Below are 25,724 nucleotides of genomic sequence, written 5' to 3' on the forward strand. Positions count from 1 at the left end.
ATGAAAGATTTTGTAATCATAGGACATAAAGCATTGACAACTGGTGATTTTTCACTTAATGACCTGCCCGGTTCGGCCGGAAGGATGGATATCCTGTGTAGGTGTGTCAATTCAGCACTTTTCCTTTCACATGGGATGAGGCGTGATATCAATGTCTATCTGGTACTTCTTGGAGATCCGGATCCTGGTAAAGTAATAAGGTTTAATGGAGAGAAGCTAAAGTACCTCAATCCCGATGAGAGAAGTAGCGGTTCCCTAATAAAAAAAGCACTTGAAAGAGATGCTCTTAAATATGAAACCCAATCCACTCCTGGTGTATGGATACGCCGGGCAGGACTTGAGGAGCTACTTGAAGAATTCAACGATGCAGGCAGGGATATTTATTATCTGAGGGAAGATGGTGTGAATATCCGGGAGTATGACGGTCTTAATACAGATGCAGTCTTTGTCCTTGGTGACCATATGGGGGTTACTGAAGAAGAAGAGGCCATCATTGATAAAGTGGCAAAACAGACACTTAACATAGGTCCAATTTCACTTCATTCAGATCATTGTATGATAATAATTCATAATGAACTGGACAGAAAAGAAGTATAGTCAAAAAAGGTTATATTATATAGTATACATCTGTTGGAAATCATCCAGAGACATTCAATATAGAGAGAAACGTGATTCTATGAGCATACTTGAAACCGCCAAGAAAATTATCGAAGAAGGCCCTATATGTGACCATTGTATGGGGAGGCAGTTTGCCAAGCTGTCTACTGGTCTTACTAATGTTGAACGAGGTCAGGCCATTAAATTGAGTATGGTCATGCAGGGGGATGCTTTGTTCAAAGATACCGGTGACGACTCCTTACTTGAAGAACTTGCACATAGCAGTCACTATGCAAGAAAGACCCTAAAGGTCGAGGGTAAAGATGAGAAGTGCTGGGTATGTATGGGTGTTTTTGACAATCTTGATGTATGGGCTGACAGAGCAGTTGCAAGCATAGGCGATCAGGAATACTCTACATTTCTTGTGGGCACAAAAGTCAGTGGCCTTATAGGGGAAAATGAAGAAATACTGTGGAGTGAATGCGGTGTAACGCAGGCCGAGCAGTTCAAGACTGAAATGAACCGTGAGGTTGGCAAGCTTATATCAGCACGTACGGGGAAAGAAGTTGAGTTTGAAAGACCGGATATTGTTGTTACTCTGGATATTGCAGAGGAGTCAACAAGCATACAGGTCAAATCACTCTATATTCAGGGCAGGTACAGAAAACTAGTGCGTGGAATTCCACAGACAAGGTGGCCATGCAGGAGCTGTGGCGGCAGAGGCTGTGAACAATGCGATAATACTGGAAAACAGTATCCTGAGTCTGTAGATGAACTTATCGCTGAAGATGTCATCAAGGCAACAAACGGAACAGATACAAAGTTCCATGGTGCCGGGCGTGAAGATATAGATGCCCTGATGCTTGGGACAGGAAGACCTTTTGTTGTAGAGGCACTGAATCCGGTTATTCGTAGCATAGATGTCTGGGATCTGGAGAAGAAGATAAATGAGTTCGCTAGTGGGAAGGTAGAGGTCGAAGGGCTGAAGATAGTGGAGAAAGGCGTAGTCGAGATTCTGAAGTCCTCAAAGGCGGATAAAGTTTATAACCTTAAAGTTACATTCAAAGAGCCTGTTTCCACGGACAAGCTTGAAGGTGCTATAAGTTCTCTTATAGGGGCGCAGATACATCAAAGGACTCCACAGCGTGTAGCGCACAGAAGGGCGGATCTTGTACGAAAACGATACGTTCATAGCATGCAGCTCAAAGAGAAAACAGATGAGTATGCCATTATAGAAGTTCACTGTGATGGCGGCCTGTATGTGAAGGAACTAACGTCTGGAGACGATGGAAGAACTGAGCCAAGCCTTACCGGAAAGTTAGGTGTGCAGGCTACAGTGTCTGAACTTAATGTTGTCAATGTAGACATTTGACACACAAAGTACCTATAACAATTACATTTGAACATTCATAAGTTAAACTAATCATTTGATCAATGGAGGAAAATAATCATGGCAACATCACACGGCGAAAAACACTGTACAAGGTATAAGTTACAGAAAACCACTAGAGAAAGAGGTCTTTCCCCTATCAGCAAGGCAATTCAGGAATTCGACAATGGACAGATGGTCCACATCGATATTGATCCAAGCATACAGAAAGGAATGCCAAATGCAAGATTCCAGGGTAAGACTGGAAAGGTTATCGGCCAGCGTGGTCGCGCTTATCTCTTGCAGATTAGGGATGGAAACGCTACAAAAGAACTTATATCCCTTCCACAGCACCTTAAACCACAGAAATATTGAGTATCGGGGACATTCAGGTTTTATAACCTGAATAACCTTTATTTATCGTTAGATATATCTCTATTGCGTGTATTTAACGAAATAAATATATTTTATTGTAATCATATCGCCGTCCGAGGATGGCTTAATCAAACAATGCATAGAGTGTATACCAATGATAGTAAAAAAAGTTCTGAGTGAAGAATTGTTGACTCTGGCTGAAGTAAAGGGTCTGTTGCAAGAGATAATGGAAGAGCGTCTCGAAGATGAAGAAGAACTTGGATATGAACTGCGCAAAGCTATCAACCATGCAGAGATGTTCTCAAAGACATCCCCTGAAAAAGCAAGGGTTCTTGTCAACAAACTTCTTGAGCTTGAAAAAATGAAGCCTGAAATTGCAATCAGGATGGCTGATATACTGCCACAGACAAGAGATGAGCTCCGATCACTTTATGCAAAAGAGAGATTCACACTTATTGATGAAGAGCTCGATGAAATGCTAAACCTTGTAGAAGAAGCAATGGATTAGATTTATATTCGATACATCCCTTTTTTTATTCGAGAAAAGTTGCATAAGTAGCAGCAGGTATGTCACTGGAGGATAAACATGACAATGAGGGGAAAGTCACCTGAGAAAGAAGAGTATGCATTAATCCTAGATTATCTTCCATATGGAAGTTCTGATGATAAACGTCCTTCATATCAAAAGAAACCTCTTGTACAGGCTGTCGGAGAGATCCATTTCGTTTTAATGGAACTTGTACCAAAAGAAGGAAAAGTACCGGAAATTCAGTCCCGGGTTTATATTGGAGATGGTGACAGGGATCTTATAGATCATGTGAAACACCGCATACCATACCAGGATCTAAGTCATGGTGCCCAGCTTGAGCTACCTTATATTCTTGAAAAGATTGTAAAAGATAATGAAGAGAAATTTGTCAAATTCTTCAATGATGCACATCCGATCACAAACAGGTTACACATGCTTGAATTACTCCCGGGAATTGGGAAGAAACTCATGTGGGCCATCATAGACGAGAGGAAGAAAGGACCTTTCAAGACCCTTAAAGAGCTTCACGAAAGAGTCGGAGGAGTACACTCACCTGAGAAGACTGTTGTTAACAGGATCATAGATGAACTAAAGGATGACGCTATCAAGTACAGACTCTTTACAATACCTCCACGTCGTCAACGCAACTAGTAAAAGGTGTTTATTTTTTGGTTTATGATATTTTAAGGAAATATGGTGTCCGTGGTGGATACCATGACCAGCATTTTTTAATTGATAAGCGAATCCTTGACAGGATTGTAGATGCTGCTGATATCAAGCCCGATGAAACTATACTTGAAATTGGTGCAGGGATTGGTAATCTTACTGAAAGGCTCATGGACAAGTCTGCCCATGTAATTGCCATAGAAAGAGACCCTGAACTTGTTGATGTCCTGAAGGACCGTTTTGGAGATTCAGACAAACTTACCATAATCCATGGAGACGTACTTGAAGTTGATTTTCCACCTTTTGACAAGGTCGTTTCAAACCTCCCGTATTCCATATCTTCCGAGATAACATTTAAGTTATTCAGATACAATTTCAAACTCGGAATACTCATGTACCAGTACGAGTTTGCACAGAGACTGGTAGCACATGCTAATTCAAAAGACTACAGCCGCCTTTCTGTGAATGCACACTATTTTGCAGATACTTCAATGGTCATGCAAATTCCAAAAGGAGCTTTTTCCCCACCACCTGAAGTCCTTTCTGCTGTAGTAGAAATTATACCCAGACCCGCGGACTTTGAAGTACTGGATGAGAAATATTTCCTCGATTTCGTTACTGCAGCTTTTGGGCAGAGACGTAAGAAGATGAGAAACTCCATACTCAGGAACAAGAAACTACTTGGCATTGATGATATGAAAGAATTCATAAATGAATTGCCGGAAGAACTGCTTAACCTGAGGCCCGAGAATCTTGAACCGGCACAATTTGCCCAACTTGCCAACACGATGCTCAGGCACAAACAAAAATAACTCATTTTTTGACTATGATTACAATCAAACATCGCAATGCAATGGTCAGGCTCTCTGAGCATGTATACGAGCCTGCCGAAGATTCCTATTTACTTGCCGATACAGCCCTTGAATTAGTCAGTGATGGTATGAATGTCCTGGAAATTGGTACAGGCACAGGTTTCGTATCTGCAGTCCTGAAAGCCAACCGTAATATCAGGCTTGTGGGAACAGACATAAGTCCTCTGGCTGCAAGCTGTGCAAAATCCAATGGTATCGATGTTATCAGGACAGACATGTTCACTGGGCTTAAAGCCATGCATCAATTTGACTTTGTAATATTCAACCCTCCATATCTTCCAACATCAGAAGATGAAAAGGTTCCAGGGTGGCTGAATTATGCCTTTGACGGAGGTGTTGACGGTCGCAAGGATATCAAGTCATTCATGGAACAGGTGTGTGACTACCTGAAACCCGATGGGATAATCTTGTTGTTAGTTTCCTCTCTCACAGGTATAAATGAAGTTATGCAGGAAGTGGAACAATCTGGTTTCAGTTCACAAATCATTGCAAGGGATAAATGCTCTTTTGAAGAACTGGTTGTTATTGAGGCAAAAAGGCTCAATGTATCTGAAAATAACTTTTTAAACTAATATCCAAAAGCAACTGGGTCATGATTTAATAATCTATTTAAATGCAAAGATTAATATAATTGCACTTTCTGTTTATTTGTTAATCATTACTTTATTACCCCATAATAGAGGAAACATATGACAGTACCAGTCCTCCTCAACCATACCAAAATCGATTCGTTTAAGCTGAAAAACGATCTTCAGGATATCTGCAATAAGATTTCTGTGCACCACTTAGACCACAGCACCCATACAGAGACATGTCTCTTTGAAAGATCTATATTTTTTTGTAAAACTGAAAAAGACACTAATGTGGACATTGTGGAAAAAGCAATGAGAATATCCTCAGAAAGTGACTCGACTATTTTGTTCATCATATCAGAGCCAGATGAGAGTTTTTTTGACATAATCTCCACTTCGGATAAGGCATTGTATATCAAGGAGCCTTATACGCGAGATGAACTCAAATATAAAATTAAAGAGGCTTCAAATACCCTGAACAAAAGCAATGATAATTTTCACATGATCGCCGATAGTATACATGACATTATCTTTACAATGGATACCTCAGGTAAATTTTTTTATGTCAGTCCTTCTGTAAAAAAGATTACAGGCTTTACGCAGGAGGAAACACTGAAAAAGAATATGAAAGAACTGGTAACAAAGCAGTCTTTTGAACATATTAATAGTCTTATGGGCACTTTCCTTTCTAAACTTCAAAAAGGCCTACCTATCAAAGCTCCGGTAATTGAAATGGAAATCTTATGCAAGGATGATTCAACATTATGGACAGAGTTGACCGTAAACCCTGTTTTTGATGAAGATCAAAAATTCAAGTCGTTCACCGGAGTTATCCGCGACATCAATGACCGCAAAAAAGCAGAAGAGCGTTTCAGGATTGCAGCCGAATGTACAAGTGACCTTATCTATGAATGGAACATAAAAACTGACCATCTGGAATGGTACGGAGACATAGATGAAGCCCTTGGTTACAACCGAGGAGAAGTTATGGGAAGCCTCGAGGCCTGGTTAGAGAAAGTACATCCGGACGACCTGCAAGAAGTTATGGAAAAAATAGAGAACTACCGCAAAACAGGCGACCTATTTCATGCTGAGTATCGCATACTTACAAAAGATGGCAAAATAAAGTATTGGAAAGAGCAGGGAATACCCATATTTGATGATGTTACAAAGGAAGTAGTTCGAACAATTGGAGTTTGCTCGGACATTACTGAAAGAAAAAAAGCAGAAGATTCCTTAAAAGAAAGCGAAGAGATGTTCCGTCTGATAGCTGAGAATGCAAATGACGTAATATGGATGCTTGATGCAAGAGGTAATACTCTTTATGTCAGTCCTTCAGTTGAAAACTTAAGAGGATTTACTCTTGAAGAATTGAAGAATTTACCTACCGAAGAAAGATTTACACCCCAATCATTCCAGGACTTGATGAAACTATGGAATGCTTTCTTCAGTACATTCAAAAAAGGATTTCTTCCCGAGGTACCACGCACCATAGAACTAGAACAGCCATGCAAAGATGGTTCTACTTTATGGGTAGAAATGCATATCAATCCGGTCCTTGACAATGAAGGCAACTTTAAATTTTTCCTGGGGATTAGCCGTAATATTGATAAACGCAAAAAAAATGAGCTTGAACTTGAAAAGCAGGCAAAGCTGCTAGATACTATTTTTGATCTTGCCCCCATACCCATGGTACTTGTGAACAGGAATGGAATTGTTGAGAACATAAACCAGGAATGTATGGAAATAACAAAGTTAGAGAAAGAAAAATCTATTGGTAAGAAACCTGGAGAAATATTCTCCTGTGTTAATGCGTCAAAAGGGAATGGGTGCGGAACCAATGAAAAATGTACCAGATGTATCTTCTATACTGCTGCCATAGAGACATTAAAAACACGAAATAATATTCATAAAAGAGAAGGAATCACCACAATAAAATTACCCGATGGTTCACAGCTTGAATTGAACATACTGGTTTCAACTGCCTGCATTGACCTACATGATGATGTGAAAATAATATACAGTGTCGAGGACATAACAGAAAGGAAAAGAGCAGAGAAAGCAATTCTCATGTCTAAAATGGAAGCTGAAGAAGCAAATCGTACAAAGAGTGAATTCCTTGCAACCATGAGCCATGAACTGAGAACGCCATTAAATGCCATAATAGGCTATTCTCAAATGTTGCAGGAAGATACTTTTGGAGAACTTAACACTAAGCAGAATAGATTTGCAAACAACGTATCTTCAAGTGGAAAGCATTTGCTTGAACTGATAAATGACATACTGGACCTTTCAAAAGTAGAAGCAGGAAAAATAGAGCTGCACTTTGAGGAATTTGATGTCAATGACGTCATGAGAAATGTATACAACATAATAAGTCCTCTTGCAAGGAAAAAACATATAGATATCAATTTCCAGGTTTTAAAGAATACGAGAATATATGCCGACAAGACTAGGTTCAAGCAGATATCATATAACCTCATAAGCAATGCTGTGAAATTTACCCCGGAAAAGGGCCATGTAGAAGTTTCAGTAACAGTTGAGGACAAATTATTGCAGCTCTCCGTAATTGATAATGGAATAGGAATGGACAAAGAAGAACAGGATAAACTTTTCACGCCATTCTATCAGGTGGATTCATCAATGACAAGAAAATACCAGGGAACAGGACTTGGACTATCAATTGTTAAAAATATAGTTGAACTTCACAAAGGGACAATTGAAGTGAAAAGTGAAGCAGGAAAAGGCAGCACATTCACTATCAAATTACCCAGAAAGTAATAAATTATGATCAATGGTCAGACGAAACCATCGATCAACTCATTCACTAATTCGGTCTTAGGGACATTCTTATAGAGAGGACCCTGAGCGAGTACATCAAGATTATCCTCAAAACTTTGTTTCTCATTTACATAGAAAACACCCAGGGGTATTCTGTCGCCCCATTCCAGCGATTTCTCAAAGGCCTTAACACGATCATTTAATTCATAGCCCGTTTCTTCCATATCATAAACCCTTTCGGAATACCACTTAAAGGTATTCAGCTTATTGAAGGAAACACATGGCTGGAGTACATCAACAAGGGAGAGACCTTTGTGTTGTATGGCTTTTTCGATAAGTTTGGTCAGGTGAGGGATATTACCGGCATACCCACGGCTTACAAAGGAGCAATCAAGAGATATAGCCATTGATAACGGATTAAGCGGCATGTTGAACACACCATGTGTCTGGATTTTAGTTTTCATACCCACTTCACTTGTGGGTGATGCCTGTCCTTTTGTAAGGCCGTATATCTGGTTGTCGTGTACTATCATGGTTATGTCAGGGTTCCTTCTGACTGTGTGCAGGAAATGGTTGCCTCCTTCACCATAACAATCCCCGTCTCCGGTAACAGCAAGAACGGTTAGTTCATGGTTGGCAATCTTGACCCCGGTGGCAGGCGGCAATGAACGACCATGTAATCCGTTGAAAGCATTGCACTTTAGGTAATGAGGTAGTTTACTTGATTGACCGATACCTGAAGCTATGAATACTTCATGTGGCGAACGACCCAGATTCACAAGTGCCTGTTTAATGGCTTTAAGGATACCAAAATTTCCGCATCCCGGGCACCATGCAGTTTCATATTTTCCATAGTCCTCTATACTGACCATTCAGATCACCTCTTTTTCCTTAAGAACAGCAATTATGAATTCAGGACTGAATGGTTTACCATCGTACCTGAGCACATGCTCTGTGACATTTATACTGGCATCTACTTTCAAAAGGCGTGAGAATTGCCCTGTGGAATTGTTTTCAACACAGACTGTTTTTTTGGCTTTTGATAGTAATTTCTGAGTAACTTCAACAGGAAGCGGATGTATATGAGTAAAATGAACGAGGTTCACAGATTTACCTCCTTTAGTTAGTATATCTACAACTTCTGCAAGAGGGCCATACGTAGAACCCCAACCTATCAGCGTAATGGATGCATCCGGCTTTCCGTATACTTTCGCTGCAGGCATCTCTTCCCTGAGCACTTCTAGTTTATGCATACGTTTATCGTTCATCTTTATGCGATTGTCCGGAGTTTCATTGATGTGCCCAAACTCATCATGCTCATCACTGTCAGCAACAACAAGTACTCCTTCCTGGCCCGGCAGGGCCCGTGGAGAGATTCCTATTGGGGTAAGCTTATAACGTTTGTATTCTTCTTTTTTAGTTCTCAATTCCTTATCTGATAAAAGATGTCTTTCAACTTTTACTTTTGAAGTATCAAATCGTGGCAGCGTAAATAGTGAGTCTGCTAGGTACTGATCACTCATGACAAAGACTGGAATCTGGTATTTATCTGCGATATTGAAGGCTTCTGTCGTGAGATGGAAACATTCCTCCGGTGTGCCTGGTGCAAGTATGCACCTTGGGAACTCACCCTGGGCAGCGTTAAGTGCAAACTGCAGATCTCCCTGCTCTGTCATTGTCGGAAGGCCGGTGGCAGGTCCCGGACGCTGACAGAGGAAAATAACGGCAGGTGTTTCTGTGATGCTGGCAAGCCCAAGAGCCTCAGCCATAAGGGAAAAACCTCCTCCGGACGTTGTTGTCATTGAACGTGCACCTGCAAAAGAAGCACCAAGGATCATATTCAATGCTGCTATTTCATCTTCTGCCTGTTCAACCACTACATTGAACTTGTCTGCATTTGCAGCCACATAGGTCATTACACCTGTTGAGGGGGTCATGGGGTATGCTGCAAGGAACTGTACACCTGCGGCAAGTGCTCCAAGACCGACTGCTTCATTTCCATTAACAAGCATCATATTTTTATTTTCACCGGGCTCTTTGACTGTGAACTTGCACCCTCCAGGGTAGTTATCCTTCGTGTAGTTGTAGCCTGCACGTGCAGCATCAATATTCTTCTGTATGATCTCTTCTCCCTTCTTTTTGAAGGTTGCTTTTAGTATGAATTCAAGGTCTGCTAGCTCCATGCATAATAGTCCAATAACTGCCCCCATTGAAACTGAGTTTGAATATATTTTGTCCCCGCAGACATCCTTGGCTATTTTCAACATTGGGACATGGAAAATAGAATCGATGCTCTCTTTTACCTCTATCGAGTCAGTATCCACAACCACCACGCCATCTCCAAGTTCTGGTAAGTGCTTATCTATGGATTCACTATCTAAAGCAAGAAGTAAGTCTATGCTCTCTGTCATTGCAAATACGGGAGAGTCACTAATGCGTATCTGGAATGTATTATGTCCTCCACGAACTCTGGAAAGATAATATTGAGTAGCAAACACGTGAAATCCACTTTTCTTTAGCGTCTTGGCAAGTGCCATTCCGGTGGTTTGCAGCCCCTGCCCTGCCGCACCCCCAATTTTCAAGTTAAGATCAATATTCATGATTATTCCCTTTGTTTCAATATGTTTGATAACATCAAATACAGGTTTAAGATTATTCTAAAAGCCTGTAAGTATCTATTTAGTCTCACTTATTTTCCAGTTATTTCCTGTCTAAAATAATGGAAGCTAGTATCCCTTTCCCTACTTATTTTTTGAGACTGAATCTATATAATAGTATTCGTAAGACAAAATCAATAAATGGCATGGTAAAATTGGATTAAGAAAGCGAATAAATAATGATATTTTTTATATGTTGTTTTATACTAGGTGTGTATGGGTATGTGAGCAAGAATATGTTTATATAATATATTATCATCAATATTATATAAATCCGCAAAAGTAGATTTAAAATAGAGTTGAACTCAGGCTTGACGTGATAAAAATGGAAAGAATGCCTACAGGAATAGCAAATTTGGATAAAAAAATTAGTGGTGGTTATCCTAAAGGAAAAGGAATTCTCATCACAGGTGTTCCAGGTGCTGGTAAAACCATATTTGGGTTGCATTTTTTACATAAGTCCTGCATGGATGGAAAAAAATGCATAATGGTAGCAACTGAAGAGACGCCTGAAGACTTGCTTGAACAAGCAGCTATGCTTGGGCTTGGGCTTGAGTCTTTTATAGAGAAGGGACTGCTGCAGATCAAACAGGTTATTGAGTTTAGAACCAGATCAATTGCCAGGGAAGCTCGCCTTCTAGATGACTATAGTGATATTGAAATTGATATTATTGAGGAAACCCATCTTGACAGGCACATCAGGCCGGACCAGGAAGGATTCAACATTGAGGAGATTGATCTTCTTGACCTTGTGAGGTTAATACCAGAAGGTTCTGATGTGGCAGTGATTGACAATATAGGTGTTCTTGCATTTGGTATGGGACCTAAGGAATTCAGAGATAAATTTGATACTCTCAATCGTTTGCTTGCAAATCAAAAAACAAGCACTTTGTACATAATGGATGAAGCAGCCTATGAGATGACGCATAAAATTGCAGATTATTCTACCTATGGTGCTGTCAAATTAATGGTAAAAGAGAATCCATATACTGGCAAAAATGAGCGTTTTTTGAGTATACCAAAGATGCGTAGTACAAAAATATCTCTTGATATTAATGTTTTTGATATTACATCTGCAGGTATAAGCCTGAAGGGTTCAAAAGCCAAACTTGTGGAACTCTGAAGTATAATTTCAAATCTCCTTTCTTTTTTATTAATCGGGTTCATATATTTAGCGTTAGCTATGGATGAAAATATGTGGGATGTTGGTTGCAATAGTGGCATTATGTATATATAATAAAAAAGTAATTATATAATTATATACTAACTAAATCATTATCATACAGTTAAAAACGTATCATATCAGCAGTAAGGAGTTTTTACCATTACATCTTTTACAACAAATCCAAAAATTCTCGTCGTTGACGATGAGATTATGAATATAGAGTTGCTTAAGGCATATCTTGAAGAAAAATATGATGTTGTGACTGCCATAAATGGGAAGGATGCTCTTGAACTTGTGCCTTATGAAAAACCTGATATCATTCTTCTTGATGTTATGATGCCTGATATTAATGGTTATCAGGTATGTGAAACACTTAAAGCTGATTCTGAGCATAAATTTATTCCTGTTATTATGGTGACTGCTCTTTCAGGCAGGGATGACTGGATAGCCGGCATAGAGGCAGGGGCTGATGAATTCCTCACAAAACCTGTCAATAAAATGGAACTTCTTACGCGTATTACATCGCTACTCAAACTAAAGAAAATGCATTATGATCTTCTGGCAGAAAGGGACAAGCTCGACTTGCAGAACAAGATCCGATCAGTGCTCACACAAATAATTCCTACTTTACTTAGGACATTACCAGCCGAACAGAAAAGTATTGTTATACACCAGATGATAAATATGGTCGTAGAGGCAATTCTGGAAAACACTGATCCTGAAAGTGATGTAATCGGCATTGAGTGTATAGGCGATATTTGCTGTCAGATAATAAACCAGCTTGGAGCCGATTTTGAATCAGAGATGAAGGCAGAAGGAAATTCTGTTTTTACAATTCATGGAAACACCTGTCCGTGGGGAAAAGAAGAAGCACAATTAAACCCTATACTCTGTACTCTGTCAAGGGGAATTTTCTCTCGAATTCTGGATATCTATGGGCAGGATATGGAAGTTGATGTGCTCGAAACCATGGGTAATGGGGACGAGCAGTGTACATTCCAGTTCGTTAAAATAGATTACTGAATCAGATCAAGTATTCTTATTGCAAGATATGCTGCGTTTGCTCCGTTGTCGATACCTACGCTTGCCACCGGTACGCCCGGTGGCATCTGAGCAGTTGAGAGCAGAGCATCAAGTCCCATCATTTTTGCACTAACAGGAACTCCTATTACTGGTTTTTTTGTTTTGGATGCTATGACTCCCGGAAGTGCAGCAGAAAGACCTGCTATGGCAATATATACTTTTGAGTCGCTTTGTGCGACATACTCATCAAGCTTGTCAGGATTTCTGTGGGCAGATATGACTTGTACATCATACGAGTAATCAGTGCTATCAAGAACGCCTGTTGCTCTGTTTGCCACTGCGCGGTCAGATTCCGATCCCATTACTATTGCAATGTCAACCATTTTACCTCTCCTAAGGAAGATTTCCTTCGCCTCTTAACTCTTGCTGGCGTTCTATGTTCATCGTGATCAGTATGTTAAATATCTCTTTAACAGCAGAAACATCAAGATTCAATTCAACTGCAGTATCTGCTGCACGATCCAGAACCACTGAGTTCTGGGATGGATCATTAATGTTTATCGCTTCTTTTTTCTTGGCTTCAAGTACCTTTGCAGCCATGCCAACCCTTTTATGAATAAGTTGTATGATCTCGCTATCAATATGTTCTATTTCTTCACGTACTTCTTTGATAGTGGACATGTGTTCCCCGCTAAAATCTACATATAAATTAACTTAAATGAACTTAAGGCTATATCTTACTTGCACCTTTATTATCTACTTTTGTCTTTATCACGTTTCCGCTGATACCACAGTCATTCCATGCATTTTCAAGCTCTTCTGCCTGTTGCTCATTGACCAGTGCCACATACGAAGGTCCGGTGCCTGAAAGCGTGACTCCCTTAACTCCTATCTCAAGTGCACGGAGGAGGAATTCGGTATCATATCCAAGGGCACTGCAATATAAAAAACCATTCTGTGTCATGGCTTTTTCATATTCTCCCTTCATGGATAATTCATAAGCAATATCTACCCATGGAGCTATCAGTCTGGAACGCGAAACATTGGTTTTGGAACTAAATGATCTTGCATCGGGTGCAAATATCATTACATCATATTCCTGTTCTGTCTGTTTTAAAAGCTTCATTTCTTTGTTGTCAGTAACGACAAACCCTCCATAAAATGAAGCACATGCGTCATCCAGAGCTCCTGTTATGGTTACTCCTGCATCCAGGGCTGCCCTTACACCAATCTTTATTGCTTCAAATGAATCGAGCTCCTCGTCAATGGCTGCAAGTGTTGCGAGCACAGATGCATTTGCTGCGGCACTGCTGCTTTTTAGACCACTTGCAAGGGGGACTTCTGATCTTGTAGTTACAGTTCCTCCCATCTCAACGCCGAAATGCTTGAGTACATAAGATACTGATTTTTCAATAAGGGTTGTATCAGCATTCGGCATGCCTTCGATAGTTCCGTTTATGACGGATGCATCAGAGCTTAGTTCTACATCTGCAAATGTTTTCAGATCGATACCAAAAGCCGCACCTTTCCATGTGGCTATTGCGTTAATGACTGTACCGGCACCAAGTGCGTAGGCATTTCCCTTTAAGACCATTCAGATATCCCTGTAATTTTACCCATACCAGTACTATAAACTATTAAAGAATGATGTTTAAAAGAATGAAGATAGAAATTGCTCACATGGCATCTTTTAATTTGCCTTAGGTGTTAATATCAGGTCTTTAAGTCTATTATAGCAGGTTCTGTATTTTTGAATGAGTTCAGGAGTGTGTTCTTTCTTATTATTTGTGTCTGGGACACAGTCACTGACTTTTTCCCCGTATTTTGTGTTTTCTGAAGATAAACGCTCAATAAAAAAATGGCGAGTATGGAAGTCCAGGGTCGCATCCTCAAACATTCCCCTACAAGGGTTATCGAACATAAGGATGCCATTAGAAACAGAGCCATAGAATTTGATCTTTTCATCAGTCTCTTTCTTCATGTGCTGCGGTGACTTGAATGAATTTACATCCTGAAGGGTTACTAGTACATTAAAGTCTTTACTTTTCTTCAGACCATAGGGAATGGTTTCCGGAAATAGCACTTTTGGTTTCAGACCTATTTGCCTAAGGTCTGATACAAGTTCTGATGATTTGGCATCCCCCATTACAAGAAGGTGTTCTATCGTCCCGTCCTCGGCTAGTAATTTCACGATTTCCTTTTCAAATTCAGTGCAACCAATTATACTCATCAAAGGCATTTTCCCATCTCCCGTTAGCAAAATGAAACAAATTAAAAATTGTTAGTATAAATAAAATGAGTCTTTTAAGACCTTACTATAATACCCCATATAATATGGGATATGTACTAGTATATAAAATCACCGAATAATTTTAACAGTTACTATATATTCTATATGTTGCCGGCAGTACTAATATACAAGTGCAAGGTATGCAAACAACAACAGTAGATATAAACGATACTTTTATAACAAATACGTGTCACTATAATTACAATTCTCTTGTCCATCGGATATGGGGATATTCACGTATAGTGACGCGATCATTGAAAATCAAGATTGTAAGCAGGCTACCCTGAATGACTTTTTGTCATGAGGCAAAGCTTGTTAAAAAAGGCGTATTCATGCCCGCAACACATTAGAATGCTCGATTACTAAATGTTCTTTAGCAGACATCAGTATCAATTTCTGCAAACGATTCGCAGAGCTGCTGTATATCATTTGCAGGACATCTACCTGGAAGCATTTGTATTCATAGGCAGGATTACGGAGAAGATCAGATGAACGAAGTAGTGTTTGGAGTAAAAGGCGACAAGCAACTGTTATACACATCAGAAAAGTGTATCGGTTGTGGAACGTGCGTTATGGCATGTCCTAAAGGTTCATTAGTTATCGGTTCAGTAGGAGCCGTAGCAAGAGGACTCATAGACAAAGATTTCCTCGAGAACCAGACAGAACTCTGCATTGTATGTGGAATCTGTGCTAAGACATGCCCAACAGGTGCACTTGAACTGGAACAGGCCGGAGAGTCTGTAAATGACAATAGTTACATAAGTGTTGCACTTAAAGACACAACTGTCAATGACAACTGTGTTCACTGTGGACTTTGCGAGCAGATTTGTCCTCAGGGGTGCATTGAAGTAAAACAGTGGCTTGCAAACGATGGAACAGCAAGTGTTGACGGTGAGACTAAGATTGACACCGAATGTTGCATACACTGTGGATGGTGTGAGGCTGTCTGTCCTGCTGAAGCTATCAGTGTTGAGAAGCCATTTGAAGGTACATGGTTCAGGGATGAAGATACATGTACTGCCTGCCGCAGCTGTATAGACACATGTCCATGTAATGCTCTTTTTAACCCTGACTGGGAAGCCGGTGAGAGAGTCGATAAGGTAGCACAGCGTGCTGATGCATGTATATACTGTGGTGCATGTGACATGGCCTGCCCTGTCAAAGCAATTACTGTTACAAAGACAGCCATAATTCCTGAAGTTGATAAGAAAGCACTTCTTGAGAAGAAACTTCTCAATGTTGAAATGAAGAGACCTACACTTACTTCCACCCTCGTCATAGATGAAGATGCATGTCTTGGATGTGGGAACTGTGTTATCGTCTGTCCTGTTAATGCAACCGATGAAAATGTAGGAGCAGGATACCTTAACGAGGTTGATGCCAAGAAGGTTCTTGAAGTAAGGAACGGTGTAGCACAGGTCGTTAACCAAGACCTCTGTGGCTCAGATGGTGCATGTGCAATGATCTGTCCTGTAAGTGCCATCACACTTGAGAGAAGGGAGGAATAAAAATGGCAGGAACTATTGCAATCAAGAACGGTTACGTTTATGATCCCCTCAACGAGATAAATGGGGAAATTATGGACATCTTCATCAAAGACGGAAAGGTCGTAACTCAACTTTCCGCTGCAGACATGAAAGATGTAAAGGAAATTGATGCAAAGGGCAAAACCGTCATGCCCGGTGGTGTTGACTCGCACTCTCACGTAGCTGGAGCAAAGGTCAATACAGGTAGGATGATGAGACCTGAGGACCACTACAAACATTACCAGAAGAGAACACCACTCACACATTCCGGTTCAGGATACACTGTACCTTCAGTTTACCTTGGAGGATATGAGTACTCCAAAATGGGATACACAACTGTTTTTGAGGCAGCTGTCCCACCAATGGAAGCACGTCACACACACGAGGAAATGCGCTCAACCCCTATGCTGGACATGGGCGGATATCTTGTACTGGGCAACAACTGGTTCCTCATGAGATATCTCAAGGAAGGAGATGTCGATAAGGCAGCAGCATACATTGCATGGATGATGAAGACACACAAGACCTATGGTATAAAATGTGTTAACCCAGGTGGAGTAGAGAACTGGGGCTGGGGACAGAACGTAAGTGCTCTTGACCAGGCAAACATTCACTTCGAGGTCACACCGGAAGATATGATAAAGAGCCTGTCAGAACTGAACGAAAAGCTCGGAATCCCAATGCCTGTGCACCTGCACGCAAACAATCTTGGTCATCCTGGATGCTGGGAAATTACAAGGGATTCACTCAAGATACCAAAGAGTGTCAAGGCAAAGCCAAACACAGATGTTGAGTGGGCAGAGACAAAAAGAAATGCAAAGAGGCATGAGTCAGTTTACCTTACGCACTGCCAGTTCAATGCTTTTGGCGGTACATCGTGGAGAGACTTTGAGTCCGGTGTAAAAGGAATCACTGACTACGTCAACAGCAATGATCACGTTGTAATGGACAGTGGCTGTGTACCTTTCGGTGATGCAACAGTCATGACTGGTGATGGTCCTGCAATCCACGACCTCTATATGCTTACCGGTCACAAATGGTCAAACACAGATGTAGAATGTGAATGTGGTTCTGGTGTACTTCCATTCGAATACCTGAAGAGCAACCCAATACACAGTTCACAGTGGGCAATGGGTCTTGAAGTACTTCTCTACGTCAAGGACGCATGGAAGAGCATCATGACAACCGACAGCCCCAACGGCGGACCATTTACAAAATACCCACAGGTCATTGCATGGCTTATGTCCAACAAGGCAAGAGAGGACACATTCGCAGAATGTCATAAATGGGCACAGGACAGAACTGGCCTGGGCGGTGAAACAAGGGAAATGACACTTAACGAGATTGCCATTCTTACCCGTGCAAATCCTGCAAGGACAATTGGAATGTCATACAGAAAGGGTACCCTTGGTGTCGGTGCAGACGGTGATGTTGCTATCTACAACATCGATCCAAAGAAGCTTGAGGTCAACGATTATGAGAGCATCATAAGAGGCTTTGAGAACGCCGCATACACCATCAAAGCAGGAGAGGTTGTATCCCAGATGGGTGAGATCGTAGCAATTCCTGAGAAGAACACTTTCTACACTGACATTGCAACAGATGCAGATGATGAAAAGAGAATGCTTGATGATGTAAAGAAGTGGTTCAAGTACTACACACTTGGTTTTGACAGATATCCAACACCAGAAAAGTACCTGGCAAACCCAACACCGATCCAGGTCAATGCGGAGAAGTGATTTTAATGGCAGACGTAATTCTTAAACCAATAGGAAATTTCGACCTTACTGTAGAGGCAGAGGTTGTCACACCTGACAACTTTGCCGGAAAAACTGCCGATGAGATTGGAAAAGTACTCGTGTGGCAGGGACCTGCAGAGTATCCCCTTACAGATTTCTTTACAGTTGAAGGAAACGGTGGTAGCTCAGCAGAAGATACCACTATCATCGTAGATGGAGAGATTCCAAGGGTAAAGCGTATCGGACAACAGATGACAGCCGGCAAGGTAATTATCAAAGGCAGTGCAGGAATGCATGTAGGTTCTGCGATGGAAGGCGGCGAAATCATTGTTGAAGGTGACGCAGACTCATGGGTGGGAATGGAGATGAAAGGCGGATCCATTCTTATTAAAGGAAACACAAAGGACCACCTCGGTTGCGCATACCGCGGTAGCTGGAAAGGAATGACTGGTGGACGCATCACCGTTGAAGGAGATGCAGTAAGCCAGGTTGGTGGCGGTCTTAGTGGCGGCGAGATAATTATCAATGGTAATGTCAAACACTTCTGTGGAATCCGCATTAGTTCTGGTCTTATCGTTGTAAAAGGAAACGCTTTCAGAACCGTTGGAGCAGAAATGACCGGTGGTACTATCGTTGTCGGTGGAAATATTGAGAGATTCACACCAGGATTTGAACTTGTAGACATTGAGTCTGACCTTAAGTTCAACGACATCGAATGCCCTGGAGAATACAATAAGTTCACAGGCGATTATGCCATCCCGCAGAAAGGAAAAGGCACATTGTACGTTTCCTGTGATAACAACGAGTGTCTGTGAGGTAATATTCATGCAAGCATTACTCAATACAGGAAGTACGATCAACGAAGGAAGACTTGCCAAAGGCGGCAACAAGTATTCCGAAGATTACACAAAGGAATGTGCAGTCTGCTGGATGTGTGCAGAGGACTTTACATCTCTGGGATGCCCGGAGAAGGTATCAGTAACATCAAGAGACGGAAAGCACACAGTTGCAGTTCGCTCAAAGGTAACTGAGGCAATGAGGTCAGGACAGGTATTCATACCAAGGTCAATATGGGCTAATGTTGTCGTTGAGCCTGACACATTCTCAACAGGTTCACCACGTTATAAGGGAGCTCCTGTTTCCGTAGAACCAACTGATGAAGAGGTCCTCGGTGCCGAAGAAATAGTCCTTACACTGTACATGGGAGGTGAATAAAATGGTTTTTAAGAACATTATCTGTCCTGTTTGTGGAGGTTCATGTGACGATGTCCAGGTAAATCTGGACACTAAGAACCGTACAATCGATGTACAGAATGCATGTAAGATGGGTAACGCTAAGTTCCAGGAAGTTGTGAGCTCACACAGAATCTTAAAGCCAACCATCAGAGAGAACGGTAAGGTAAAGGACGTAAGCTGGGAAGAAGCACTTGAGATGTCAGCAGATATCCTTGTCAACGCAAGACGCCCATTGTTCTTCCTTGGAAGTGAGACATCATGCGAAGCACAGGAAGTAGGACTTCACATAGCTGAGTACCTTGGTGCACCTGCAGACTCCAACGCAACTATCTGCCACGGACCAACTGTCATGGGTATCCAGGAGTCCGGTATGGTAGGAGCTACCGCCGGTCAGGCAAAGAACAGGGCTGACATGATCGTTTACTGGGGTGTCAACGCACTTGAATCAATGCCAAGACACATGTCAAAGTACGGTGTGTTCCCAAGAGGTTACTGGACCAAAAGAGGAAGGTTCGACAGGACAATGGTCACAGTGGACCCAAGGGTAACCCCTACAGCTGTTGCATCAGACATGCACCTGCAGCTTAACCCAAGCTCAGACTACGAACTTCTTAGTGCAATGTTTACAATCCTTAACGGAAAGGAACCACATCCATCCGTTGAAGAGATCACTGGAATCCCTATTTCAGTGATGAAGCAGACCGTTGAAATGATGAAAGAATCAAACTTCGTAGCTATATACGTTGGTCTTGGTGTCTCATCCTCATACGGAAAACACAGGAACATTGAGATCGCACTGAACTTCGTCAAAGAGATGAACAATTACACCAAGTGTAACATCGGAGCTCTTAGAGGTCACTGTAACGTAGCAGGATTCAACCAGCTTGCATCCTACCTCTACGGCTATCCATTCGGTCTTGATTTCATGAAGGGATACCCAAGGTACAACCCCGGAGAGACCACAACAGTGGACCTGCTCAGGGAGAAGGATGTTGACGCAGCGTTCATCATGTCCGCTGACCTTGTGAACCATATTCCTGCAGACTGTGCAAAGTACCTTGCAGATATACCAATGATCTGCCTTGACATTGCACCATGCCCATCAACCACAGCAGCAGATGTAGTTCTGCCTGGTGTAATAGATGCTATGGAATGTGATGGTACATTCTACAGGCTCGACAATGTGCCTGTATACTTCGAACCATTCACAGAATCACCATTCTCTGAAACAAAGAGCAATGAGGACACCCTCAAGCAGCTCTTTGCAAAGATAAAGGCCAAAAAGGAAGCATGAGTGAGAACTGGTACTCAGAAAGGAACAGGAAGACTGAAGTCTTCCGAAAGGATGAGGAAAACATTTCCTCTCCCTTTTACGTCTCCATGAAGTGCCTGGAAATCACTGACAGTAATAAACAACACATCAATGTGGATGTTATTGTAGAGGAAAGGTTCGACCTTTTCGTGAATAACATCCATATAACTACTTTTTTTGCAAGCCCTATGGAACTCGAGGAGCTTGCACTGGGATTTCTCGTATGCGAGGGGTTCATTGAACCTGATACAAAGGTTGATTCGATAGGAATGGAAGATAGATCCATTTTTTGCGAAATTGAAATTAATACTCCTGAACTGGAAGAATTAACACATCTTGAACGATGCGGGACAACATCATACCGCAAGGATGCTGTTAAACACAACAATTCTAATACTAAATTCACCAGCGATGCTATCATCCGTGCAGTAGGACAATTAAAAGAGGTTGGACGGATATGGCACAGGACTGGTGGAGCTCATACGTCAGTTATTTGCGATAATCAGGGAGAAGTGCTCTTTTTCTGCGAGGATGTTGGGAGGGCGTGTTCAGTGGACAAGGTTGTTGGCAAGGCTCTGATGAACGGCACTGACCTGTCCGAATGTGCTCTTGTGACCACTGGGAGACTGGCATCTACAATGGTGTCCAAGGCTGTGAATGCAGGTATTCCTCTTGTTGCAAGCAAAGGTGCCACTGTGTGTGAAGCTGTGGAAATGGCGGAGAAGGCAGGGATTGCGCTGGTGGCTTTTGTGAGGGGGAGGAATCTGTATGTGTATGCTGGAGAAGAACGAGTCCATAATAAATGAATTGTCACACCGTTACAAATGCAAATCATACAAAAAACATTATATCCCATAACTACCCTACTACCCCCTGCATAGTAACACAAATACTATTGATATTATTACTATATTTTACAAAGAAGGTTACATTATGAGTGAAAAAATCGGAATTTTAGCTATTGGACACGGCAGCAGATTACCATACAACAACCAGGTAGTTACCGAGATCGCAAACATGATCTCAGAGAACCACCCAGAGTACATTGTAAAGGCAGGATTCATGGAGAACAGCGAGCCTACTGTCGAAGAGGCACTCATGTCCTTTGAAGGCACAGGAGTAACAACCATCGCTGCAGCACCTGTATTCCTTGCATCAGGCATCCACATCACAAAGGATATTCCTGGAATCCTCAAACTGGACCCTGAAACAAACGAAGGTGAGATAGAGTTTAATGGACAGAAGGTAAAGATCGTCTACGCAAAGCCTCTTGGCAGTGACGAGCTCATTGCAGACCTCATCTTCAAGAGAGCACAGGAAGTCCTTTAAACTGTGTCATTGACACAGTATTCTTTTTTTATTAGCAAATCCAGTTTTTGCAATATCTCATTTGACCTTATAACGAACGATTATTGTACTTTTGATGGATACTCATCAAAGTAAAAACCCTGAGCCATAATCATGGACAGGAATTTTGAACCTAGTCCAATAATCCTTTTATGATGCTGCTAAAAATTACAATATTTTGCAACATATATAGTAAAAAATATCGATTCACGCGTGTTAATTTTGCAAAGACATATATACCTTATTGCTAATGATATTTTAGAAGGAAGTAATATCATGAGTGAAAAAATTGGAATTTTAGCTATTGGACACGGCAGCAAATTACCTTTCAACAATCAGGTGGTCACTGAGATCGCCAACATGATCTCAGAGAAGCATCCAGAATATATTATAAAAATTGGCTTTGTGGAGCACAGTGAACCTACAGTAGAGGAAGCACTTCATTCCTTTGCAGGCACAGGTGTTACAAAAATAGCTGCAACACCTATATTCATGGCATCCGGAGTCCACCTCACCGAGGATATTCCGGGGTTCCTTAAGCTGGACCCTGAGACAAACGAAGGTGAGATAGAGTTTGACGGACAGAAAGTAAAGATCGTCTACGCAAAGCCTCTTGGCAGTGACAAGCTCATTGCAGAGCTTATTTTCAAAAGAGCACAGGAAGTAATTTAAGTTGTGTCATTTACACAACTTTTTATTAAACACAGAACCAGTCAATCAAATTTCACACGCGATTCAGAAAGAGCTGGTTTTGTCAGGACCAGTTTTTTAATGATATCCGCAGGGTAATTCCATTAAAGATTCTGACAGCCCTAAAGATTGTGAACCTACTTATTTAGCTATTTATTTAATCATCACCGAGACCAATTATTCATATTTCCAAGTGACAGTATAAAGGATTATATCAATCCTATGGCTCTCCGATATGCCCGGTTTTGGACTCTATGAAAATGGTTTTCCGGAGAATTAGGACCTTCAAGCTTCTCAAGAATACCGTCTTTGTAAGCTTGTACTGCATCTGCAACCGAGCCTGCAGTAAATATCAGATTCTCGATGCCTTTTGAATGCAGGATTGAGAAAACATTTGATCCAACAAATCCTGTTATAAGTATATCGATCTCCTTTTTGATAATCAACTGAGCTGCTTGGATACCCGCGCCATTTGAAGCAGAAGTGCTTTTGTTTTTAAGAATTTCAAACTTCATAGAATCTGTATCAACTATCACAAAGTACAAGCATCTTCCAAAATGAGGATAAATGGGAGCATCAAAACTAGCCGATGTAGCGGTCACGCATAATTTCATTTAATTTCCTCTGTGTTAATGAAGTTTTTCTTAATATCATATATAAAGGCCATTCAACTAACAAAATAAACAATTTACACGTATATAAGTTCTCATGTAAAAGCATTGCGCAATATTTTATATATTTAATCTCAATAGAGCAAAAAACTATTATTAAAAGAGACCAATACCGATATTGAACAAATAGTTATCAGCATGACTAAATTAGAAAGATAAATATTCTACTAAAACAATTTTCATCATATAATTTCAAGAAGTTGATCACATGAACAATGCTGAAATATCAGAGAAACTAACTGAAATACTCGAACTTAGATATGCACCAGTTGCTGTAAAGATAATAAAGAAAGGAGAAAAGATTCCCGACGGATTTGATGAACCTGACAGTAACATAAGACACTGCCAATCTATCATGAGGGCAAAAAATGGAGAATCATTTGTTATTCCTGCCGACAAACATGCTTGCGTGGTTGGTGCTTCCAGTCTGGGACTTGTGCCAACCCCACCTAAAGTGAAAACCGGTGATTTCCATGCGAACATAGGTATGTTCGAATGCGCCGATGCTGCTGCAAATATGGTATCCCAACGCAGCGAACTGGAAGAAGGTAGTACAATTGCCACAGTCGTTGGTCCATTGAAGGACTTTGAGATAGAGCCTGATGTAGTGATCCTGGTAGATGTTCCTGAAACCCTTTACTGGCTTGTTCCTGCAGCGACCTTCTTTGAAGGAGGCAGGCAGGCTTTCAGCACAGCAGCTTTCCAGGCTACATGTGTGGATTCTACAATTATTCCTCTTCTCACAGGGAAAATGAACATGAGCCTTGGATGTTTTGGATGTCGCAGGGCAACAGATATCAAAAACGATGAAATGGTAGCAGGAATTCCTTACAAAAATCTGGAAAAAATGATAGAGGCTCTTGAAAAAATACACGAAGGTCCAATGCAAAAAGCAAGACTAAAATGACCTTCAACCTTTTTTAAAGCAGACGGGTTTGACACAGCACCCACACATTTTATCTCATATGAGGGAATATACCCACCTAATACGACCCATCTTAGGTCACCTTGGAGTTTTCTGAATGAAATGCGCACACTGTGATGACAAAATGTGCCGGGAAGGCAAGGATTGTGCAGGCATAACTGACGATATCAATTATGAAGGAAATGAACTTGAATCAATGAAAATCTCTGCTGCCATCGAAGCCCGGTACTATATGCAAAAAACAAGACTTGAGGAAATAATCCTGTACGCAAAAGAAATGGGCTACACAAGACTGGGGCTTGCTTTTTGTGTGGGTCTGGAAAAAGAAGCAAAAATAATTCAAAAAATACTGGAAAAGCATTTCGATGTTTATTCTGTGTGTTGTAAGGTTTCCAGTATAGGTAAAGAGGATTATGACCTTGAAAAACTACATCCTGACACCTTTGATCCTACCTGCAATCCCCTCGGTCAGGCAATGTTGCTTAAAAAAAAGAATACTCAAATAAACATCATTATAGGCCTGTGCATTGGCCACGATATATTATTCACCCAGAACTCAGATGCTCCGGTCACAACTCTGATAGTTAAAGACCGGGTACTTGCACATAATCCTGCAGGTGCCATATATTCAGGCTATTACCTCAAAAAAAGGTTCGGAATTACAAGTGATATAAATTGATGTGACCATATGAAATTAACCGTTATTTATGACAATGAAACAAAAAATGGCCTGGAAAGTGGATGGGGATTTGCCTGTTTTATCGAAACAGAAGATCACAACATACTCTTCGATACCGGATGGGATGGACACGTACTTCTGAAAAACATGGACAAATTATCCATCGATCCGGAAAACATAGACATCCTTGTGCTTTCCCATCAACACTGGGACCACATCGGAGGTGTGACAACTTTCCTGAACCGAAATCCTGATGTCGATATATATGTCCCTTCAAGTTTTTCATCCAATCTCAAAAGAGAGATTGCATCAAAAGGAAAAGGAAAACTGTATGGAATAAAGACTCCTCAGGAAATATGCAATAATATCTACACCACAGGAGAACTTGGGAGTGAGATAAAAGAACAATCTCTGATACTAAAATCTGAAAAAGGTCTTTATGTTCTTACCGGCTGTGCACACCCAGGCCTTTCCTCAATAATTGAAGTTGCATCTTCTTTTGGTGATGTAACTGGTATTTTTGGTGGTTTGCATGACAGCCAGGAATATGGATTATTCAAAGATATGCAGCTGATAGGTGCAGGACATTGTACATCGCATAAAGATGCCATCAGGAAAATGTACCCGAAAAAGTTCCTAAAGATATATGCAGGATACTCCGTTGAGCTTTAATAAACCATAAACCCCTAGGTACAGGAAGCTT

At 41.1% G+C, this 25,724-nt stretch carries 28 protein-coding genes; 21 read left to right on the forward strand and 7 right to left on the reverse strand.

Going from position 1 to position 25,724, the window contains the following annotated elements:
* The 8 genes from trmY (at nucleotide 1) to QZZ23_RS05605 (ending at nucleotide 7,761) form a co-directional block, all read left to right on the forward strand.
* Nucleotides 1-597, forward strand: coding sequence for a tRNA (pseudouridine(54)-N(1))-methyltransferase TrmY (gene trmY, locus QZZ23_RS05570; protein WP_292467602.1), 597 nt, complete (start codon nucleotides 1-3; stop codon nucleotides 595-597).
* A gap of 79 nt (nucleotides 598-676) precedes the next feature.
* Nucleotides 677-1,969 (forward strand): tRNA pseudouridine(54/55) synthase Pus10, encoded by a 1,293-nt coding sequence (locus QZZ23_RS05575; RefSeq protein ID WP_292467604.1) that lies wholly within the window; start codon nucleotides 677-679, stop codon nucleotides 1,967-1,969.
* Between the two features lie 78 nt (nucleotides 1,970-2,047).
* Nucleotides 2,048-2,341, forward strand: coding sequence for a 50S ribosomal protein L21e (locus QZZ23_RS05580; RefSeq protein ID WP_292467606.1), 294 nt, complete (start codon nucleotides 2,048-2,050; stop codon nucleotides 2,339-2,341).
* A gap of 154 nt (nucleotides 2,342-2,495) precedes the next feature.
* Nucleotides 2,496-2,849 carry an RNA polymerase Rpb4 family protein gene (locus QZZ23_RS05585; RefSeq protein ID WP_292467607.1) on the forward strand — a complete coding sequence of 118 codons (354 nt, stop codon included), beginning with the start codon at nucleotides 2,496-2,498 and terminating at the stop codon, nucleotides 2,847-2,849.
* A 78-nt stretch (nucleotides 2,850-2,927) separates the two neighbouring features.
* A complete protein-coding gene (locus QZZ23_RS05590; RefSeq protein ID WP_292467610.1) occupies nucleotides 2,928-3,521 on the forward strand; it encodes a DUF655 domain-containing protein in 594 nt (197 codons plus the stop codon).
* 17 nt (nucleotides 3,522-3,538) lie between these two features.
* Nucleotides 3,539-4,348: a 16S rRNA (adenine(1518)-N(6)/adenine(1519)-N(6))-dimethyltransferase RsmA gene (gene rsmA, locus QZZ23_RS05595; protein WP_292467612.1), complete on the forward strand. Its 810-nt coding sequence runs from the start codon at nucleotides 3,539-3,541 to the stop codon at nucleotides 4,346-4,348.
* A 14-nt stretch (nucleotides 4,349-4,362) separates the two neighbouring features.
* On the forward strand, nucleotides 4,363-4,980 hold the full coding sequence (locus tag QZZ23_RS05600) for a HemK2/MTQ2 family protein methyltransferase (RefSeq protein WP_292467614.1): 618 nt from the start codon (nucleotides 4,363-4,365) through the stop codon (nucleotides 4,978-4,980).
* 117 nt (nucleotides 4,981-5,097) lie between these two features.
* Nucleotides 5,098-7,761 carry a PAS domain-containing sensor histidine kinase gene (locus QZZ23_RS05605; RefSeq protein ID WP_292467616.1) on the forward strand — a complete coding sequence of 888 codons (2,664 nt, stop codon included), beginning with the start codon at nucleotides 5,098-5,100 and terminating at the stop codon, nucleotides 7,759-7,761.
* Between the two features lie 17 nt (nucleotides 7,762-7,778).
* On the opposite strand, the gene QZZ23_RS05610 is transcribed toward QZZ23_RS05605, so the two are convergent.
* Entirely contained in the window at nucleotides 7,779-8,633 is an 855-nt protein-coding gene (locus tag QZZ23_RS05610) for a 2-oxoacid:ferredoxin oxidoreductase subunit beta (RefSeq protein WP_292467618.1), read from the reverse strand.
* Nucleotides 8,634-10,361 carry a 2-oxoacid:acceptor oxidoreductase subunit alpha gene (locus QZZ23_RS05615; protein ID WP_292467620.1) on the reverse strand — a complete coding sequence of 576 codons (1,728 nt, stop codon included), beginning with the start codon at nucleotides 10,359-10,361 and terminating at the stop codon, nucleotides 8,634-8,636.
* Nucleotides 10,362-10,743: 382 nt separating this feature from the next.
* On the opposite strand from QZZ23_RS05615, the gene QZZ23_RS05620 reads away from it, so the two are divergent.
* Nucleotides 10,744-11,541, forward strand: a complete 798-nt coding sequence (locus QZZ23_RS05620) for an ATPase domain-containing protein (RefSeq protein ID WP_292467622.1) — start codon at nucleotides 10,744-10,746, stop codon at nucleotides 11,539-11,541.
* A gap of 228 nt (nucleotides 11,542-11,769) precedes the next feature.
* Nucleotides 11,770-12,606: a methanogen output domain 1-containing protein gene (locus QZZ23_RS05625; protein ID WP_292467779.1), complete on the forward strand. Its 837-nt coding sequence runs from the start codon at nucleotides 11,770-11,772 to the stop codon at nucleotides 12,604-12,606.
* On the opposite strand, the gene QZZ23_RS05630 is transcribed toward QZZ23_RS05625, so the two are convergent.
* The 4 genes from QZZ23_RS05630 to QZZ23_RS05645 form a co-directional block, all read right to left on the reverse strand.
* Nucleotides 12,600-12,989, reverse strand: a complete 390-nt coding sequence (locus QZZ23_RS05630; protein ID WP_292467624.1) for an AIR carboxylase family protein — start codon at nucleotides 12,987-12,989, stop codon at nucleotides 12,600-12,602. The genes QZZ23_RS05625 and QZZ23_RS05630 overlap by 7 nt on opposite strands.
* Before the next feature lie 10 nt (nucleotides 12,990-12,999).
* On the reverse strand, nucleotides 13,000-13,287 hold the full coding sequence (locus QZZ23_RS05635; RefSeq protein ID WP_292467626.1) for a chorismate mutase: 288 nt from the start codon (nucleotides 13,285-13,287) through the stop codon (nucleotides 13,000-13,002).
* 49 nt (nucleotides 13,288-13,336) lie between these two features.
* The gene (locus QZZ23_RS05640) at nucleotides 13,337-14,200 is read right to left on the reverse strand and encodes a shikimate kinase (protein WP_292467628.1); all 864 of its coding nucleotides are present in this window, start codon (nucleotides 14,198-14,200) and stop codon (nucleotides 13,337-13,339) included.
* Between the two features lie 96 nt (nucleotides 14,201-14,296).
* A complete protein-coding gene (locus tag QZZ23_RS05645; RefSeq protein WP_292467630.1) occupies nucleotides 14,297-14,845 on the reverse strand; it encodes a hypothetical protein in 549 nt (182 codons plus the stop codon).
* 539 nt (nucleotides 14,846-15,384) lie between these two features.
* On the opposite strand from QZZ23_RS05645, the gene QZZ23_RS05650 reads away from it, so the two are divergent.
* The 8 genes from QZZ23_RS05650 (at nucleotide 15,385) to cfbA (QZZ23_RS05685) (ending at nucleotide 22,728) form a co-directional block, all read left to right on the forward strand.
* Nucleotides 15,385-16,404 carry a 4Fe-4S binding protein gene (locus tag QZZ23_RS05650; RefSeq protein ID WP_292467632.1) on the forward strand — a complete coding sequence of 340 codons (1,020 nt, stop codon included), beginning with the start codon at nucleotides 15,385-15,387 and terminating at the stop codon, nucleotides 16,402-16,404.
* A 2-nt stretch (nucleotides 16,405-16,406) separates the two neighbouring features.
* Nucleotides 16,407-18,161: a formylmethanofuran dehydrogenase subunit A gene (locus QZZ23_RS05655; RefSeq protein WP_292467634.1), complete on the forward strand. Its 1,755-nt coding sequence runs from the start codon at nucleotides 16,407-16,409 to the stop codon at nucleotides 18,159-18,161.
* Nucleotides 18,162-18,166: 5 nt separating this feature from the next.
* The gene (locus QZZ23_RS05660; protein ID WP_292467636.1) at nucleotides 18,167-18,976 is read left to right on the forward strand and encodes a formylmethanofuran dehydrogenase subunit C; all 810 of its coding nucleotides are present in this window, start codon (nucleotides 18,167-18,169) and stop codon (nucleotides 18,974-18,976) included.
* A 10-nt stretch (nucleotides 18,977-18,986) separates the two neighbouring features.
* Complete coding sequence (locus QZZ23_RS05665) at nucleotides 18,987-19,376, forward strand: molybdopterin dinucleotide binding domain-containing protein (protein WP_292467638.1); 390 nt, start codon at nucleotides 18,987-18,989, stop codon at nucleotides 19,374-19,376.
* 1 nt (nucleotide 19,377) lies between these two features.
* Complete coding sequence (locus QZZ23_RS05670; protein ID WP_292467640.1) at nucleotides 19,378-20,691, forward strand: formylmethanofuran dehydrogenase subunit B; 1,314 nt, start codon at nucleotides 19,378-19,380, stop codon at nucleotides 20,689-20,691.
* Complete coding sequence (gene fdhD, locus QZZ23_RS05675) at nucleotides 20,688-21,515, forward strand: formate dehydrogenase accessory sulfurtransferase FdhD (protein WP_292467642.1); 828 nt, start codon at nucleotides 20,688-20,690, stop codon at nucleotides 21,513-21,515. Before QZZ23_RS05670 ends, fdhD begins: the two co-directional genes overlap by 4 nt.
* A gap of 127 nt (nucleotides 21,516-21,642) precedes the next feature.
* The gene (gene cfbA, locus QZZ23_RS05680; protein ID WP_292467644.1) at nucleotides 21,643-22,038 is read left to right on the forward strand and encodes a sirohydrochlorin nickelochelatase; all 396 of its coding nucleotides are present in this window, start codon (nucleotides 21,643-21,645) and stop codon (nucleotides 22,036-22,038) included.
* A 294-nt stretch (nucleotides 22,039-22,332) separates the two neighbouring features.
* On the forward strand, nucleotides 22,333-22,728 hold the full coding sequence (gene cfbA / locus QZZ23_RS05685) for a sirohydrochlorin nickelochelatase (protein WP_292467646.1): 396 nt from the start codon (nucleotides 22,333-22,335) through the stop codon (nucleotides 22,726-22,728).
* 227 nt (nucleotides 22,729-22,955) lie between these two features.
* Here cfbA (QZZ23_RS05685) and QZZ23_RS05690 read toward each other — a convergent pair whose 3' ends face one another.
* On the reverse strand, nucleotides 22,956-23,360 hold the full coding sequence (locus QZZ23_RS05690) for a NifB/NifX family molybdenum-iron cluster-binding protein (protein WP_292467648.1): 405 nt from the start codon (nucleotides 23,358-23,360) through the stop codon (nucleotides 22,956-22,958).
* Nucleotides 23,361-23,625: 265 nt separating this feature from the next.
* On the opposite strand from QZZ23_RS05690, the gene QZZ23_RS05695 reads away from it, so the two are divergent.
* From QZZ23_RS05695 to QZZ23_RS05705, 3 genes are all read left to right on the forward strand, one after another.
* Nucleotides 23,626-24,324 (forward strand): DUF169 domain-containing protein, encoded by a 699-nt coding sequence (locus tag QZZ23_RS05695; RefSeq protein WP_292467650.1) that lies wholly within the window; start codon nucleotides 23,626-23,628, stop codon nucleotides 24,322-24,324.
* 115 nt (nucleotides 24,325-24,439) lie between these two features.
* A complete protein-coding gene (locus QZZ23_RS05700) occupies nucleotides 24,440-25,021 on the forward strand; it encodes a DUF1847 domain-containing protein (RefSeq protein WP_292467652.1) in 582 nt (193 codons plus the stop codon).
* Between the two features lie 9 nt (nucleotides 25,022-25,030).
* Nucleotides 25,031-25,693 carry an MBL fold metallo-hydrolase gene (locus QZZ23_RS05705; protein WP_292467654.1) on the forward strand — a complete coding sequence of 221 codons (663 nt, stop codon included), beginning with the start codon at nucleotides 25,031-25,033 and terminating at the stop codon, nucleotides 25,691-25,693.
* Nucleotides 25,694-25,724 lie beyond the last annotated feature (31 nt).

Origin of the sequence: Methanolobus sp., from assembly GCF_016278385.1 — an archaeon.
Lineage (GTDB): Archaea > Halobacteriota > Methanosarcinia > Methanosarcinales > Methanosarcinaceae > Methanolobus.